Raw genomic sequence first — 14,964 nt, 5'->3', positions numbered from 1 at the left:
AATATATATATTATATATTATATAAAGGGGTGCAAAGATATAAATTTTTATAATTGAATCAATGTAATCCGTTTATAATAAGACGATTTAATTTCATAATTATTACAAGCACAATGTTAAAGTGTTATAATAAATAGTTAATTTTACACTATGAAAAAAGAAGATAAAAAGCCAGTCGATAAAGACGACAGCTTAGAAATAGAGGGTACTTTAGACGATGTTCTAAAGGTTTCCGTTCCCCAACCTGAAGAGGACAAAAAGGACGATGAGTAAACAGTTTTCAGTGCTTAAAAAATATGCGAAGTATGTAATAGTCTTGGTCTTTTGCTGTTTTGCAATATCCTGTAATATGTGTTCTCCTGAATATATCGATGAAGAAGTAGAAACTGAAGAAAGTTCACCAGAACCAGCACCATACCCTGACAGAGAAGAAAGAGAACCTAATGATTGATTTTATTTTTCTTTATGTGTTAATAGTCTTTGGCTCATAGGCAAATCAGCCGACGAGATACAGAGATAAAAACGTTCATTGACTGCAATAGTTTAGTTAGGCCTTGGATGGTCGGCAGGATGCTCAGATGGGAAGCGTCGAATCGGTGACGTTCGAAATAGGGTTAGATGAATTGCGTACTTAATATCAAAAAAAACGGATTTCACCGTTTTGTAATACTTTCTTTAAACTTTGTGGTAAATTGTATATAGATGCCTATAATAACAAAGCTTTAGTTAATTACAAACGACTACAAATATTTACAAACGAATTTAAATAGGTAACTACCGACTATGATTTGTAAGCAGTTGCATCTTTGCCTTGTCGAATTATTAGCCACATTGAGTACAGTCGAAATGTTATAAAAATTTGACATTAATTAAAAAGTTCCTGAAACGAGTTCAGGATAAAAGTATTAACTGTTTAACATTAAAAATTTAGAACACATGAACGCATTAAGAAACAAAGTACAGTTGATTGGTAACCTAGGTAATGATCCAGAAATCATTAACCTAGAATCTGGTAAGACCTTAGCCAAATTTTCTATAGCCACAAACGAGAGCTATAAGAATGCACAAGGTGAACGTGTCACCGATACCCAATGGCATAACATCGTTGCCTGGGGAAAAACAGCACAAATTGTAGAGAAGTTTGTAACCAAAGGTAAAGAAGTAGCTATAGAAGGTAAATTAACTACACGAACCTGGGAGGATAAAGATGGTATAAAACGTTATACCACTGAAGTGGTTTGTAATGAGCTATTGATGCTTGGGAAGTAATATTAATAAATACAAAAGCAAAAGCGCGGCTTTTTAAAGTCGCGCTTTTCTTATTAAATTTAAATAGCCTACTCAACAATTAAAGTATATTGAGGTGTTGGGTTCAAAGGGCAAAAGTATACATACTCGCCTTTTTCTAAAGTAGTAACATTAGAGGTTTCCTTTGAATTATTGTCTACAGCTTTTGTAACGTACGCGGTTTTAATGTGTGCGTCTGGATTGGATTTTGGCGCCAATACAAAACCAACTTGGTGACCAACGTTGTTGTTAGAGATTTCGAAGATGTAAGATCCCTCTGCAAGCGTTAAGGTTTTTTGTGTAAACTCACCTTTAGTTTGTTCTAAAGAGATAACGGTTGCTTTAGAGTCTTTCATCATAGTCTCTTTTTTCATGCTGTCTTGTGCATTACTAGCAATTGAAAAACTTAATGCAATAACTAGTATGGAAATGATTTTTTTCATGATTAAATATTTAAAAATTGTTTAATAAATTGATTTTTTAGTATATTAGGTTAACTAATTAATAGATTTAAGTCACATAGTTTTGTAAGCGAGATTGTTTGTTTGGGATTAAATAACTTTTCTCATTTCAGAAAACTATCTTGAGCACGGTACCCTAAGACCGTGCTCTATGTTTTTATACCGACTGTGTTTCTAACGGTTGTGCTACAGGAAAGTCCACAGGAACTTGTGTTGTACTATGGATATAGTTAGAGATAGTTTTGTCACCAACTAATGAAATAGTATCAATTAAATTGGCTTTTGTGTAACCAGCGTTAAAGAAATTTTCTAAAACGGTTTCATCTGTTCGACCTCTATTCACCGTTACATTTTTAGCTAATCGTGCCAAAGCATCTAGCTTGTTGTTTACAGAAGAGTAACCAGCTCTTAATTCTAGGATTTGTTCATCGGTAAAACCGTTCATTTTTCCAATGGCAGTGTGTGCAGATAGACAATAGATACATTCGTTAACTTCACTAACAGCAAGGTTAACTACCTCTTTCTCTTTAGCAGATAATGATGTTTTTGCATTGGCAAAGTTTAGATAGTTTTCTAAGGCCGTATCACTATGTGCATAAGTGGCATATAAATTTGGCACAAAACCAAGGGCTTTGTTGAGGTTATCAAAAATCGCCTGATTGTTAGTGCTTACGTCTTCTCTTGTTGGTACATTAAATGTGTTCATAATTTCTAGTTTTTAAAATATTTGTTTGATGTCGAATTTTGAAATTCGGTTTGATTTTTTTGTTGGTACAAAGTTGCGACCGATATGGTTCTCCTGAAATGATTATTATTCCCTTTGGCTTGTCATTTTTTCCCTATTGGCTCACATGAGGTTTCTCAGCATCACAATAGTAGTCGTGAATGTACTTACGTTCGCAATGTGTTTTGGGAATTATAGTGCTCATTATCCGCTTTGGACTTTTTCTAAATATTTCTATAAGATTGAATATAGATTTGTTTTTTATTTCCATCTTTTCATTTTTTAATATTACAGTGCAAAGATGGGTGAGAAGTGTGTATTGTAAAATGAAAGATTTGCCCTTTGGCTTGTCAATTTTTCCTAAACCACAGGGTTTAGTTGTTTTTTAAAGTCGGAAGGTGATTGAGAAGTATGTTTTTTAAAAAGCCGACTGAGGTGTGATGCATCGTCAAAACCGACTTCGTAAGCAATCTCTTTAGCAGTTTTATCGGTATATGTAAGAAGACGTTTTGCTTCTAAGACGATACGCTCATGAATAATTTGAAGCGGACTTCTATTCAATTTGGCAAAATTATTAGACAGTGTTTTTGGCGATTTAAATAATTGTTCGGCATAAAAAGCAACGCTATGCTCAGTTTTAAAATGCTGCTCTACCAAAAAGTTAAATGAACGCAGTAAATCTACTTTACTGCTTTTGGCTGTTTCCGTGAGACCGTCTTTGGCTTTTAACAAACGTGTACTCTTAATAATGAAACGCGCCATAAGCATGCGTAACATTTCTGCTTGGATGGTATCTTTAGTTTGTAGTTCGTCAATAAAAACCTCATGCAGTAGCTCAAATTTCTGCTGTTCCGTTTCATCTAAATGAATAATGGGAATGTTAGAATTTCCAAAGAAAAGTATGCCTACACAACTGACCTCATGATCGTGGTCTTTAATACAGTAAAACTCACGGTTAAATTGATAAATCACAACCTCGCTAGGTTGAGTAACCTGTAAATACTGAATAGGAGTAAGTGCCAAGATACTATTAGGTTCTACAATAACAGGAATGCTATCTATGATTACTTCAGCAGATTGGTTTTTTGTCCAAATAAAGGTGTATAATTCCGTTTGTTTGGGTTGGGTAAATTGCTCTAAAAGGGTTTCATTTTCTATTTTGAAAATGGCATCGGTTGTAAATTCTTCAAACTTGTAAGTCATGTCAACTAAGTCGAAAAAGAACTCAGTTCCTTAATAAAAAAGAACTCAGTTTAATTTATTTCTGAGTTCTTTCAGAAATTATAAGGAAAGACGAATACTTAAATTTTTATAAGCTTTTTGGTAATACTGTCGCTTGTATTTTCATTAGTAATGGTCATAAAATATATGGCATTGCCCAATTGGTCTAAATCAGTAATACGAACTACACCATTGTTAGCCGCTTTAGAATGCGTGAAAACTTTGCGACCTTCTACATCGAATAATTCTATTTTGAATGTGTCAGTTAAGCCATCTGCCAAACGGATTTCTAAATCTGATGTAAAAGGGTTTGGACTAATTCTAACGTTACTCAGTGCAAACTCTTCTGTAGAAAGTGGTTGGCAAAGCGTCCATCCCATATCTTCCATAAAGCCAAGTGTCATTAAACCAGGGTCATGTATTCCTTCACCAAACGATACAAAAGGCGACATTAATGAATTCGGATTACCTGCTGGATACGTAGCTTCATCCCAATGGCTATAACTAGAGCCAACTTGAAATGGACTAGGAGCATACATAGTAGGTTTAATACCACCATTTTGTGAAATGGACATTGGCCCATTACTAAATAAATCATTGCTAGTAAACTCTGAAAGCAATGCTGAAGAAGGGTCAGCAAAGGTTGTTATGGCAGTCTGTGCTCCATTTTCAATAAACGTATCCCAAGGACTAAGAAAACCATTATTTCGCAAAAGACCATTCACTGGAGGATTTGGGTCGGGATTGCCAGTGGCGTCGGTCGGAATTCTTCCGAATCCCAAAAAACCAAGACCATGACATAGTTCGTGCAATACAACCGACACGAAATCTATTTGGTTGATAGGAGGATTTGCGTCTAAGCCAAAATAGAAGTTCGCATTAGTATTGAATGTTGCCGTAATGTCGGTTGAAGGATTTGGGCCATTCATTATTTCTGTTCCTGTAATACTTTCTGCCAAGGCGAAAGGAAAGGCGGTGTTCGATGGAAAACCAGTACCTGTAACTGCAGTAAATCCCGCCGGACCAGCACTACCTAATACACCTGTGCCCAGAGGAGCAAAGGTTGCTGACACTCGGATAGGAACCGATGAAGCAATTAAGTTTGCCCATATATCTACAGCGAATTGAAAAGCGGCTTCAGCTTGAGGTGTAAAATTGTTATAATCAACAATAAAGGAAGCGCAGGCGTTTCCTGATGAGATGCGCTGTTGGAGATTGTAAGGAGCTGTAACCGATGAGCGTTCAGCATAAGGATTTGGGTAGTATATTTCATTATCCCAATCTATATCAATTATATTATTATGTGGATGCTGGTGCCCTTGACCAATCCCTGAAAACGAGCCAAAAAGAAATAAAGCTGAGAATATTAATGTTTTATAAAGATTAGGATTAAATGTGTAATTCTTTTCCATTTTAGATAGTTTTTAAGAGAATTAATAATATGTATTTTCTGGAATTAGTCATGTGAAGTTACAAATTATCTAGAAAACGAACAATTGTCTTAATTACTCTAGGAAAGTGTACGTTTAGCAACATGATGTATATGAATTATGCTACTTTCTTTAGCAAATCAAAACATGGACATTTACTGCAACGCTTATGTTCTGCTTTTTTATATTTCTTACAGCATTTAGACTTAACCTTGCCCAAGCTATCAATACCTGATGCTTGAAGAACTTTAATGCGTTCTTTCTTAAGCTTTTTGTCTTTTTTTTTACCCATTGATTACAAACAAGGGCTCAAAAATAACTATTCTTATTTATTCTAAATAAAATTTAACATTTAAGGAACAAAAAAACTGGTATTAGTTTTAATCCCAACACCAGTTAAATCAATACATTTACTTAATTCTCTAATACTATTCAGTAGGTGTATCAGCTGCTGAAACTACGGCTAACTGCTGAATGTCACGATCAAATAAATAAAGTCCACCTTTATCGTCACCTATCATATTTACTTTATCTAAAATGGTTCTAGCAGTGGCTTCTTCTTCTATTTGCTCGGCAACATACCACTGTAAGAAATTGTGTGTGGCATAGTCTTTTTCTTGTAACGAAATGTGGACCAATTCATTAATACTTTCAGAAACAAAAATTTCGTGCTTCAATAGTTTTTCGAACATTTCTTGAAATGAATTGAAAGTGACATTTGGTGCATTTAATTCTGAGATGTGCGCATGGCCTCCACGTTCATTAACAAATTTCACCAGTTTAAGCATATGTTCCCTTTCTTCATCAGATTGATCGTACATAAAGTTAGAAATACCTTCTAGACCTTTTACTTCTGCCCAAACAGCCATCGCCAAGTAAACTTGTGACGATTCGGCTTCTATTCTTATTTGCTTATTTAGTGCGGCTTCTATTGTTTGTGATAACATAATTTTTAATTTTTTTACAAAAGTAAGGACTAAAACCTTAAAATACAGTTAATGGTAGCAACAGTAGCCTATTCAGATTTAATCTAATTTGAAGTAGTTTTGCATTTCAACCCATGTAAAATTTGGAATTTATATAAACATTATAGCATATTTGCATTGCAAATGAGAACAATAATAGTACATAGAGCAACAAAATCACTGATGCGTCAGTGGGATTATCGAGGAAATAGTATTGAATTATTTCAACGAAGAAGGACGCTATGTATCTATTTGTAAAAGGTTTCGAAGATAAAGTAATTACAAACCATAAATAGATTCAAAAGCGTCCACTAATTTGGACGCTTTTTTTATTTCATAATCAGTTTTTAGACTGCGAATTTGAAAGTTTTATCCAAAAAATAAAATATGAAGTAAAAAAAATCACAAATAATTTGAAACAAGATTTTAAAATATAAAACAATAGCCTTTGAAGATTAAGCATTTGAAAAACAGACGCTTGTGTAAACCTTCAAAAATCTGCCAAAAGCGGACAGGAATTCCCTTGTCTAAAAAAATCGTAAACACTTAATAATCAAATAAATAAATCAAAAAAATATTTGTTTATTTAAAAATAGTTGTCATCTTTGCATCGCAGAATTAACAATACGATTCGCAATTAAATATTAATAAAAACAAAGAAGCTATGCTAACGTATAAAGTAGCATTTCAGAATTTAAATGATGGCCTCGGGTCATTGATGAGGCTTCGGTATTATTTGTAGAATTACTTTCCAAATAAGAATCCGAAGCAAACCAACTGTTTCGGATTTTAAATTTCTAAACATCAGTGTTTAATAAATCTGAGCAGTTTTAAGAGCATTCATAAGAATATGGTGCCTTTAAAACAGTACTAACTTGTCGTGCATTTATGTTAACGGCACAATAAAGGATATGATGGAAAATAATTTGTATAACACCCATTTGTTTAGAGCTATTGAAGCTTATCCGTGGGAATTGGAAAAAGCGGTTGAAGCCCTAAATTATGCATTGGCTTACGACCCAGAGAATGTAAAGGCTTTGCATTTAATGGCAAAAGTGCACTATGAACAATTAGGAGATTACGAAGCTGCTAAAGTTTATTTTGAGCGTGCTTTAGCCAGCAATATAGAGTCACCAGACCTCTACCCAGAATATATTAGACTGTTGATCAATAATGAAGATTATGAAGAAGCTCAGAAATTAATCGATTTTGCTAAAACATTGAAGGGTGTTGGAAAGGCAGGTATCGCCTTGACGCAAGGACAATTGTACGAAAGTTTGGCTAAGTACGAAGAAGCAGAAAAGACCCTTAAAGAAGCAAAGCAATTAGCTTTAAATGATGACTTTATCAGTTTTGTTGACGCCATGCTTTCTAGACTTAAAAAAAAGCGACAAGCTAAAGCAAATGAAACCAAAGTTGCCGAAAATGAAGCTAAGAAAGTAACTGAAAAGCAACAAAAAAGTTGGTTGCAGAATAGGTTGAATAATTTATTGTAATAAAAAGAAAGGAGAACCATAACAGAGACAGACCTAGTTTGCCTCTGTTTACTGAGATGTTTATAGTGTAATGGCTCGCACGAGAGGTAAATCCACTTAGATCAAGTTCGAATCTTGATAAACATTGAAGTAAAAACATTTAAACATTCAGGACCTAGGTTGATTGTTTCAAATGACGATCATTGAAATATTATGAAATCCAATTTCTGGATTTCATAACGAAAAAAAACATTACCCTTTAATTTCGGTTAAGGTGTGATGGGGCGGCTTATCGTCCTTAGATAAACTTGGTAACAAGGATAAATCTACTAGCAGGCACTGCAAGTGGAGACTGTTTTCTCGCGAGAGCAGTACAAGTAAGCAAGCGACTGACGTAAGTTATTATTAGCATGGGGCAACCGCTAAAGCAGATAAGAACTTATAGCCGATAGTAATTAGGCTTGAGGTGGAGACACCAACAGGAAAAGTTGTAGTAATAGGTTACGTATAGGTCATCCAACCTTGCGGAGCGTATTGCAGTATTAAAGTTACCCGATTGGAAATGATTCGGTAGCTTAACATACCGCGTGTTGGGAAACACACAAGGAGAAGGTTGGTATTTTGTAGGCAAAAATCTACGAAGCCCTTTCCGAAGCCCTTCTCCTAGGTCGACGTTATAAGTCTAGGTTCGAGTCCTAGTATCTGAACCATTTTTGGATATAGCTCAATTGGTAGGGCACTGTTATTAAAAAACAGCGACAAGCAAAAGACTTCGGACATTGTAGCAGCTAGTAGTTGCCTAAACCCATTGCAATATATGGGGCAGTAGAGGTCGCAAGCCTTTACTGTGCGGTGAACATTCTAATAGGCCGCCTCAATAAGAGGACGTCTACTAATGGTGAGGGAGCCAACCCTCGTAATTGCAAAGCGTGGCCTAAGAGCCACTATGCAAGCTAAGTCTAAGTTGCCGAACAGCTACAATGTATGAGGCATCGGATAAGTACGCGATTCTCTAGCAAAGGGATGAGCGTGGAAAACTAAGGAAGGGCTACGGCTATAATCTTAGGAAAGCTTATCCTAAAGCGGAGGTATTCTCAGAACGCTTTTTTTAAATATACACCTCTTTAGCTCAAAGGGAAGAGCTGTGTCAAAAGATTTTGATTCGTAGGCACGGAGTGATGGGATGATTGGGTTGGTGGCGCGCCTGCCAATCACTAGATTTTGCGAAGCACCGAAATTAACAGGATTAAAAGTAGGGAAGCGCATTTAGAGCCTATCTGTCCACTTAAGTGGAAGTACCAGTTCGAATCTGGTAAGAGGTACATCAAGCTGGTCTTGTTGGGTGTTTCGGTATAGCACTATTGTATAAATCGTTGCAGAGATGTATCATGAATTTATGTGCAACTAGACTTGAAGGTTTGTCTGTTAACCAAAAAACAGTCTCCGAGTCTATAGGTCGTGGGTTCGATTCCCACCTTCCCCCCAAAAAAGATATGCCGAAAAATGGGGGAAGTAGTTCAGAAGGTTAGAACAATAGGTTAATTGCACAGGTTCGAATCCTGTCAAAGTCACCATTTTTGGACTTTGTAGCTCAGTTGGCTAGAGCACTGCACTCATAATGCAGGATGGTTATTATAAACCACCAAAGCTTATCATCTTGTAAAACTGATAACTGCAGTCCGTCACACTGCTCCATAAAAATGACAAAATAGTAGATTGTAGATTGGCTTTAATAGTAACGATTAGTGTTCAATAACAAGCAATTTGAGAAGTACTTTGAATGTCTGATTTGTAATCCCAAAAAATGATTACTACGTTGACCAAAAGTTAAAAAGTAAAACCCAAAAGGGCTTCCTTTTTACCTAGAAATTAATGTACTAATTATGGCAGGGATTACTATCAGTTATTCCGTACGGATAAGATGATTTGCAATCTGCTATTTTTTAAAAGGTAATTTAAAAAATGAAAATAGACTTCAAATGGTATTGATTTCGTCAGTATGATTTTGAGGTTGGTAATCCGTCCGTTACTAGTCTTAGTTTAACACTTGAATTACCAATTCGCCTTAGTTGGCAAAAATGATGTTTAATTAAAAAATGAAAAACAATGTTACGAGTAAGAATTAATGCAGGAAAAGTAGGTTTGGTATTCAAAAGAGGGGATTATGTAAAGGTAATTACCCAAGGTGTACACTGGCTTGGGTTTAAGCAGCGTGTCATAATGTACGATTTGGCTGCTATGTTTACAGCACCAATAACATTAGAGATCTTATTAAAAGATGAGGTTTTAACAGCTATGCTTGATGTTGTTGAAGTAAAGGACGGTGAATTGGTATTGCTCTATGAAAAAGGTATCTTTAAAACTGTTTTAACAGCTGGGCGTTACGTCTACTGGAAGGGTTTAATTGAACGTGAATACATCCGTGTAGATTTAAGTAAGATCTATATTACAGAGAACCTCGACAAGTCAATCTTTAGCAATTATGAAGTAAGCAAGTACATCAGAACCTTTGAGGTAGCGGCTTACGAAAAAGCAGTACTTTTAGTTGATGACGTTTATATAAAAACTTTAGAAGGCGGTACATATCGCTTCTGGAGAAATGATACAACAATTAAAATTGCTAAAGCCGATTTGCGTCAACTACAGTTAGAAATTGCTGGGCAAGAATTGTTAACTAAAGACAAAGCTGCAATTAGAATCAACTTCTACACACAGTACAAAGTTACCGATGTAGAGAAAGCGCTTTTAGATAACAAAGATTACGAAAAGCAATTGTATATTACCATGCAATTGGTATTGCGTGCTTATGTCGGAGCTTACACTTTAGACGAATTGTTAGAACGTAAAGATAATATTGCGGAAGCTGTATTTGAAGACGTTAAAGCAAGTGCATCTAAGTTAGGTGTCACCATTTTAAACTGCGGTATAAGAGATGTGATTTTAACTGGTGAGATGAAGGATATTATGAACCAAGTTTTAGTGGCTCAAAAGAAGGCACAAGCTAACGTTATTATGAGACGTGAAGAAACAGCATCTACACGTAGTTTGTTGAACACAGCAAAGCTGATGGAGGAGAATAATATGCTGTACAAACTCAAAGAGATGGAGTATGTTGAAAAAATCGCTGAGAAAATTGGCGAGATCACCGTCTCAGGTAATGGTAATATGGTAACCCAATTAAAGGAGATTTTCTCCGGAAAATAAGAGGTCTAGTTTAGAAGCACAGGTGAATCACCTGTGCTTTCTTTTTAGAAAAAAATCTCTTGTGCTAGGCGAAAGGTATTGGCATGCGCATCAACAATAACTTTGATATCTGGCGAATAACCTCCACCCATACTGCACATCACAGGAATATTATAATCTTTACAGCTCTGAAGTACAAATCGATCACGTTCTTTACAGCCTTCAACAGTTATGCCTAGCTTTCCTAATTTGTCCGAAGCAATAATATCAACACCAGATAAATAATAGATAAAGTTTGGCTTTTCATTTTGTATGAGTCTAGGTAATGTGTCTTTTAATATGTTCAGATAAGTGTCATCATTAGTGTCATTATCTAAGGCAATATCCAAATCACTTTTTTCTTTTTTAAAAGGATAATTACTTTTACCATGCATAGAAAAGGTAAATACAGAATTATCGTTCTGAAAGATTTCTGCCGTTCCGTTTCCCTGATGCACATCTAAATCCACAATGAGTATCTTTTTGGCCAAACCTTTATTTTGTAGATACCTTGCTCCAATGGCTTGATCGTTGAGTAAGCAAAAGGCTTCACCTCGATTGGTATAAGCATGGTGAGTACCTCCGGCAATATTCATGGCAATACCATATTTTAAAGCAAATTCTGAGGCTTTTATAGTACCATCGGCAATAATTACTTCACGTTCTACCAAAACTTCACTAAGGGGGAATCCAATTTTTCGAGCTGCACGTTGATTTAAGGTGATATTAACCAGGTCATAGTAATATTCTGGTTGATGAACGGCTACTATGTATTTGTCATTGGGTTTTTCAGGCTCAAAAAAATTAAGATCGGTACAAGTACCTTCATGCATTAACTGCAGAGGCAAAAGCTCATACTTTTCCATCGGAAACCGATGCCCTTGGGGAAGTGGATGCCGGTAAATAGGGTGAAAAGCTACTTTTAGCAAAAGAGAATATTTAAATACTCATAAAATTAAGAAAACTTGTACAATAAGAACTAAGGTTTTAATTTTTGATATAATGTTTGTTTGAGTTAATTTTGCCCAGCTTCTTTTTTGGCATCTTCAATCATTTTTTCATTTGGGAGAATCACTACATTGACACGTCTATTTTTTGCACGACCAATGGCTGTGTTATTATCGTGTTTAGGTTGTGTTTCGCCAAACCAGTTTGTAGTTAATCTGCTGCTACTTATGCCATTGGAACTTAAATAATTGGTTACGGCGTAGGCTCTATTTTTGGAAAGTGTCATATTATATTCCTCGGATCCTGAACTATCGGTATGACCGACAACTAAGATATTTGTATCTGGATATTCTTTAAAAACACCTATAAGTTTATTGAGAGTAACTTGTGAATCTGCATTGATGTTGTACTTGGATGTGTCAAAATATACACCACTATTTTCATCAAATGTCACTACAATTCCTTCATCTACACGTTCTACAACAGCACCAGGTATTTCTTCCTCAATGCGTTGGGCTTCCTTGTCCATTTTAGAGCCTATTAAAACTCCTGCAGCACCACCAACAACGCCTCCGATAACAGCACCAAGTTCTCCGTTACCTCCTTTACCAACATTGTTACCTATGATAGCCCCTAGTACTGCACCTCCTGCTGCACCTATAACCCCACCCTTTTGTTTATTATTGGCATTTTGTACGGTTTTGCAACTGCAAACGCTAACAAGTATGATTAAACTAAAGAGAATAGTAGTAGATTTTTTGTGTATCGTTTTCATTTGTTTATAGTTTTTTATTAATGTAAGACATAATGCTTTGAAAATAGCTAAATTAGATTAAGCGTTTCAATGTAGGGCATATCATAATTATTGTTGTTTTATAAAATTCATGTTAATTACAAAAGGATTGCCATCAACAGAGACCGTCTGTTTCCATTGCATATTGGTATCGGAAAGTTGGCTGAGGTTCATTCTAAAGCCCGCGTTGGTTTGGCTCTTACCTTTTTCGTTCGTCGGTTTTAAGAGGAAATCGTACAGTCCAGTTGTCTCATCGATTTCATCAATGGTAAAAATGAAATAACGAGACCCAGCCGTACAATTTGCATTGTCAATAATGTAGTTTCCGGTATTGTTATTGGGTATGAACTGCCATTGGCTACCTTCAAAGCATTCTTTGCTAGCATCATTGAGTAAAGAGATATTGTAAGTTCCACTCTCACTATAGGTAATTGTTTTAAGCGTCCAATTACCTTTTATAACTTTTTTGGACGTCCTAACGGTTTTTGAGATGCCGCAAGAGGTAAGTATTAATAGTAGTATCCAAGTAGTAACTAGTTTTTTCATAACTATAGTTTAAAAGTTATAGGTTATATACGAAAGACCTTACATTTTAGATGTTTCAAATTATATTTTTAAAGATAAAAAATTAATCAACTAATCTTTAATCCATTTGAAACACATTTAATGTCAGGGTTTATAAACACTAAATTTCCTTTTTCGTCTTAGGTCATTGAAATCATACCTTGACTTTAGACTCCCCGTAATGCTCTTGGTGCTAAATTCACCAAAACCGTCATACGTTTTCCAATAAATAATTTCTTCAGGCTTAAAGCTTTCTGCAATACAAAAAACTACAGTTCTTGTATCAATGCCAATATGCATTTTAAGATCAATTGCTTTTTGGTACTAGGTATTTTTTGGTTTCTAAAATGTTGGTAAGCCTTAAATCGAGTTTTGTAAAAATCGTCAAAAGTAATTTCAGCTTTTTGAGGTTCAACACTTTTCTTAATGGCTTTGTTTGCTTTTTTACTGGCTTTAAGTTTCTCTGATTGATTTTGAATTTCTGAGTTTTCAATTTTAAGGGGTAGCAACTCAAGTTTGCCAGTTTGTATTGAGTGACCAGCTGATAATAAAAATACCATTAGCAGATACATCATACCAATTATGCTCTGAAGAGTTTAAAATGCCTCTAAGCTTTACTGATGTAACAACTCATACTTTTCTGCCCTAGGGGAAGTGGATGCCGGTAAATAGGATTTTATGCTATCTTAGGCATTTAATCGTTGAGCACTATGGTCTTTCTTTCGGAGATAAACCTGCCATTGTCCAGGGTTCCCTCGATATTCAGTGTTAGGGCATCCAAATTGGGATTGAATACCTTAAAGTTCACCGTTCCATTTTCATCTACCTTAAGGTCCGGCAACCAGGTGATGGTACCGTACTCACTAAAAAAGGCCGAATCGTAATTTTCGTAAAACGGGGTGTAGAACTTTTTGGGGCCACTGAAGGTCAACGGGAACTCATGCTCAACAAAATTGGGCAGGCCCTTTGCCGTTCTTGACAATTTTGGGTCGGTGACTATTTTCACGTAAGGGCCGCCGCCACCTAAAAGTCCATTCCCCACACCACTTCTATTTACCTCTATATAGTCTACATTCTCCAAAGTGAACCTGCCCAAAAACCTATAATCACTTAAAATTACCCCATCTAGAATAATATATTGAATAGGAAGAGCAGCACTATTATCATCACGCTCTGCGCGCCTAATGGGGCTTGGATCTTCGATCCTCAAATACCCGTCCCAATCAGAAGCTAAAAGGGGCGTGTAAGTGTTTAGATAAACGGCAAGGGTCATACCGCCACGACGCATACGATCGTCGAGGAACTTGACCCGCCCAAAGGATTTGTTCTTTATTCTCTCCACCCTGGTGGCCTCTTTGGCCTCCCCGTAGACGGTCACCTCGTCCAGTTGTTCTATGTCCCCGTTTTCCCAAGCGGGCCTAAAATCGGGCATGGCGAGTTGGTCTTCGAGATAGCCGGTCGCCTCTGGCGGCGCCGTTTGTGTTTCAAGGCCCAGTTCCGGGATCCTGGAGGGCGAGAAGTTGACGTAGACGCTCGGCCTGATCCTCCTCCCCTGTTCCGTGGACTTCGATATGGCATAGGATTCGCCCTCTTCGGGGAACAGGCCCTTTTGGCTGAACCCCTCCCCGTCCTGGTCTACCGGGAATATCTGTGAGATGTTGTTCCTTAGGGGAAAGGTAAAGTAGTCCCCTTTTTTGTCGTCCCCGTTTATGCGCACCACGGTGTTTATCCCGATTTCGAAATCGTGCCTGTACAGCGGCGGGCTGTTGAAGATGTCGTCCCAGCCATAGCTGCTCCAGCCCTGTGTCAGGAGGAGCTTGTCCAGGTCGTACAGCTTTTTGTCGGATACGTCCCTGAAATAGTAGTGGGCGTTT

16 protein-coding genes are annotated in these 14,964 nt (G+C 36.5%); 5 read left to right on the top strand and 11 right to left on the bottom strand.

Annotation, left to right across the window (positions count from 1 at the left end; all coding sequences use genetic code 11):
• The first annotated feature begins 150 nt into the window (after positions 1 to 150).
• From Q0992_RS01230 to Q0992_RS01220, 3 genes are all read left to right on the top strand, one after another.
• On the top strand, positions 151 to 273 hold the full coding sequence (locus Q0992_RS01230) for a hypothetical protein (protein WP_299519521.1): 123 nt from the start codon (positions 151 to 153) through the stop codon (positions 271 to 273).
• Positions 266 to 451 carry a hypothetical protein gene (locus Q0992_RS01225; RefSeq protein WP_299519519.1) on the top strand — a complete coding sequence of 62 codons (186 nt, stop codon included), beginning with the start codon at positions 266 to 268 and terminating at the stop codon, positions 449 to 451. The genes Q0992_RS01230 and Q0992_RS01225 overlap by 8 nt, the downstream gene beginning before the upstream one ends.
• A 485-nt stretch (positions 452 to 936) precedes the next feature.
• Positions 937 to 1,269, top strand: a complete 333-nt coding sequence (locus tag Q0992_RS01220; protein ID WP_299519517.1) for a single-stranded DNA-binding protein — start codon at positions 937 to 939, stop codon at positions 1,267 to 1,269.
• A 68-nt stretch (positions 1,270 to 1,337) separates the two neighbouring features.
• On the opposite strand, the gene Q0992_RS01215 is transcribed toward Q0992_RS01220, so the two are convergent.
• From Q0992_RS01215 to Q0992_RS01190, 6 genes are all read right to left on the bottom strand, one after another.
• Positions 1,338 to 1,730, bottom strand: coding sequence for a cupredoxin domain-containing protein (locus Q0992_RS01215; RefSeq protein WP_299519515.1), 393 nt, complete (start codon positions 1,728 to 1,730; stop codon positions 1,338 to 1,340).
• A 175-nt stretch (positions 1,731 to 1,905) separates the two neighbouring features.
• A complete protein-coding gene (locus Q0992_RS01210) occupies positions 1,906 to 2,454 on the bottom strand; it encodes a carboxymuconolactone decarboxylase family protein (RefSeq protein ID WP_299519513.1) in 549 nt (182 codons plus the stop codon).
• Positions 2,455 to 2,832: 378 nt separating this feature from the next.
• Entirely contained in the window at positions 2,833 to 3,675 is an 843-nt protein-coding gene (locus tag Q0992_RS01205; RefSeq protein WP_299519510.1) for an AraC family transcriptional regulator, read from the bottom strand.
• A 98-nt stretch (positions 3,676 to 3,773) separates the two neighbouring features.
• Entirely contained in the window at positions 3,774 to 5,105 is a 1,332-nt protein-coding gene (locus Q0992_RS01200) for a T9SS type A sorting domain-containing protein (protein WP_299519508.1), read from the bottom strand.
• Between the two features lie 136 nt (positions 5,106 to 5,241).
• Complete coding sequence (locus tag Q0992_RS01195) at positions 5,242 to 5,415, bottom strand: hypothetical protein (RefSeq protein ID WP_299519505.1); 174 nt, start codon at positions 5,413 to 5,415, stop codon at positions 5,242 to 5,244.
• Positions 5,416 to 5,551: 136 nt separating this feature from the next.
• Positions 5,552 to 6,070 (bottom strand): ferritin, encoded by a 519-nt coding sequence (locus Q0992_RS01190; RefSeq protein ID WP_299519503.1) that lies wholly within the window; start codon positions 6,068 to 6,070, stop codon positions 5,552 to 5,554.
• Positions 6,071 to 6,963: 893 nt separating this feature from the next.
• Between Q0992_RS01190 and Q0992_RS01185 the strand changes: the two genes are divergently transcribed.
• Together Q0992_RS01185 and Q0992_RS01180 are read left to right on the top strand one after the other, a co-directional pair.
• On the top strand, positions 6,964 to 7,584 hold the full coding sequence (locus Q0992_RS01185; RefSeq protein ID WP_299519501.1) for a tetratricopeptide repeat protein: 621 nt from the start codon (positions 6,964 to 6,966) through the stop codon (positions 7,582 to 7,584).
• A gap of 2,085 nt (positions 7,585 to 9,669) precedes the next feature.
• Positions 9,670 to 10,767, top strand: a complete 1,098-nt coding sequence (locus tag Q0992_RS01180) for a slipin family protein (protein WP_299519499.1) — start codon at positions 9,670 to 9,672, stop codon at positions 10,765 to 10,767.
• 44 nt (positions 10,768 to 10,811) lie between these two features.
• Here Q0992_RS01180 and Q0992_RS01175 read toward each other — a convergent pair whose 3' ends face one another.
• The 5 genes from Q0992_RS01175 to Q0992_RS01155 form a co-directional block, all read right to left on the bottom strand.
• Positions 10,812 to 11,714 carry a histone deacetylase gene (locus tag Q0992_RS01175; protein WP_299519497.1) on the bottom strand — a complete coding sequence of 301 codons (903 nt, stop codon included), beginning with the start codon at positions 11,712 to 11,714 and terminating at the stop codon, positions 10,812 to 10,814.
• 86 nt (positions 11,715 to 11,800) lie between these two features.
• Positions 11,801 to 12,508: an OmpA family protein gene (locus tag Q0992_RS01170; protein ID WP_299519494.1), complete on the bottom strand. Its 708-nt coding sequence runs from the start codon at positions 12,506 to 12,508 to the stop codon at positions 11,801 to 11,803.
• Positions 12,509 to 12,595: 87 nt separating this feature from the next.
• Positions 12,596 to 13,072 carry a lipocalin family protein gene (locus Q0992_RS01165; RefSeq protein ID WP_299519492.1) on the bottom strand — a complete coding sequence of 159 codons (477 nt, stop codon included), beginning with the start codon at positions 13,070 to 13,072 and terminating at the stop codon, positions 12,596 to 12,598.
• Between the two features lie 287 nt (positions 13,073 to 13,359).
• On the bottom strand, positions 13,360 to 13,665 hold the full coding sequence (locus Q0992_RS01160) for a hypothetical protein (RefSeq protein WP_299519490.1): 306 nt from the start codon (positions 13,663 to 13,665) through the stop codon (positions 13,360 to 13,362).
• Between the two features lie 119 nt (positions 13,666 to 13,784).
• Positions 13,785 to 14,964 (bottom strand): hypothetical protein (locus Q0992_RS01155; RefSeq protein ID WP_299519487.1); only part of this gene is annotated, 1,180 nt, incomplete at its 5' end.

The sequence above is a fragment of the Winogradskyella sp. genome, assembly GCF_028289625.1.
Taxonomy (GTDB): Bacteria; Bacteroidota; Bacteroidia; order Flavobacteriales; family Flavobacteriaceae; genus Winogradskyella.
This window is presented reverse-complemented; position numbering and strand designations above follow the sequence as displayed.

Bases quoted from the DNA above. Each gene is read 5' to 3' on its own strand.
- Q0992_RS01230 (WP_299519521.1), top strand. From the start codon at position 151: ATGAAAAAAGAAGATAAAAAGCCAGTCGATAAAGACGACAGCTTAGAA.
- Q0992_RS01180 (WP_299519499.1), top strand. From the start codon at position 9,670: ATGTTACGAGTAAGAATTAATGCAGGAAAAGTAGGTTTGGTATTCAAA.
- Q0992_RS01205 (WP_299519510.1), bottom strand. From the start codon at position 3,675: ATGACTTACAAGTTTGAAGAATTTACAACCGATGCCATTTTCAAAATA.
- Q0992_RS01215 (WP_299519515.1), bottom strand. From the start codon at position 1,730: ATGAAAAAAATCATTTCCATACTAGTTATTGCATTAAGTTTTTCAATT.
- Q0992_RS01200 (WP_299519508.1), bottom strand. From the start codon at position 5,105: ATGGAAAAGAATTACACATTTAATCCTAATCTTTATAAAACATTAATA.
- Q0992_RS01225 (WP_299519519.1), top strand. From the start codon at position 266: ATGAGTAAACAGTTTTCAGTGCTTAAAAAATATGCGAAGTATGTAATA.
- Q0992_RS01170 (WP_299519494.1), bottom strand. From the start codon at position 12,508: ATGAAAACGATACACAAAAAATCTACTACTATTCTCTTTAGTTTAATC.
- Q0992_RS01165 (WP_299519492.1), bottom strand. From the start codon at position 13,072: ATGAAAAAACTAGTTACTACTTGGATACTACTATTAATACTTACCTCT.
- Q0992_RS01190 (WP_299519503.1), bottom strand. From the start codon at position 6,070: ATGTTATCACAAACAATAGAAGCCGCACTAAATAAGCAAATAAGAATA.
- Q0992_RS01220 (WP_299519517.1), top strand. From the start codon at position 937: ATGAACGCATTAAGAAACAAAGTACAGTTGATTGGTAACCTAGGTAAT.
- Q0992_RS01195 (WP_299519505.1), bottom strand. From the start codon at position 5,415: ATGGGTAAAAAAAAAGACAAAAAGCTTAAGAAAGAACGCATTAAAGTT.
- Q0992_RS01160 (WP_299519490.1), bottom strand. From the start codon at position 13,665: ATGATGTATCTGCTAATGGTATTTTTATTATCAGCTGGTCACTCAATA.
- Q0992_RS01210 (WP_299519513.1), bottom strand. From the start codon at position 2,454: ATGAACACATTTAATGTACCAACAAGAGAAGACGTAAGCACTAACAAT.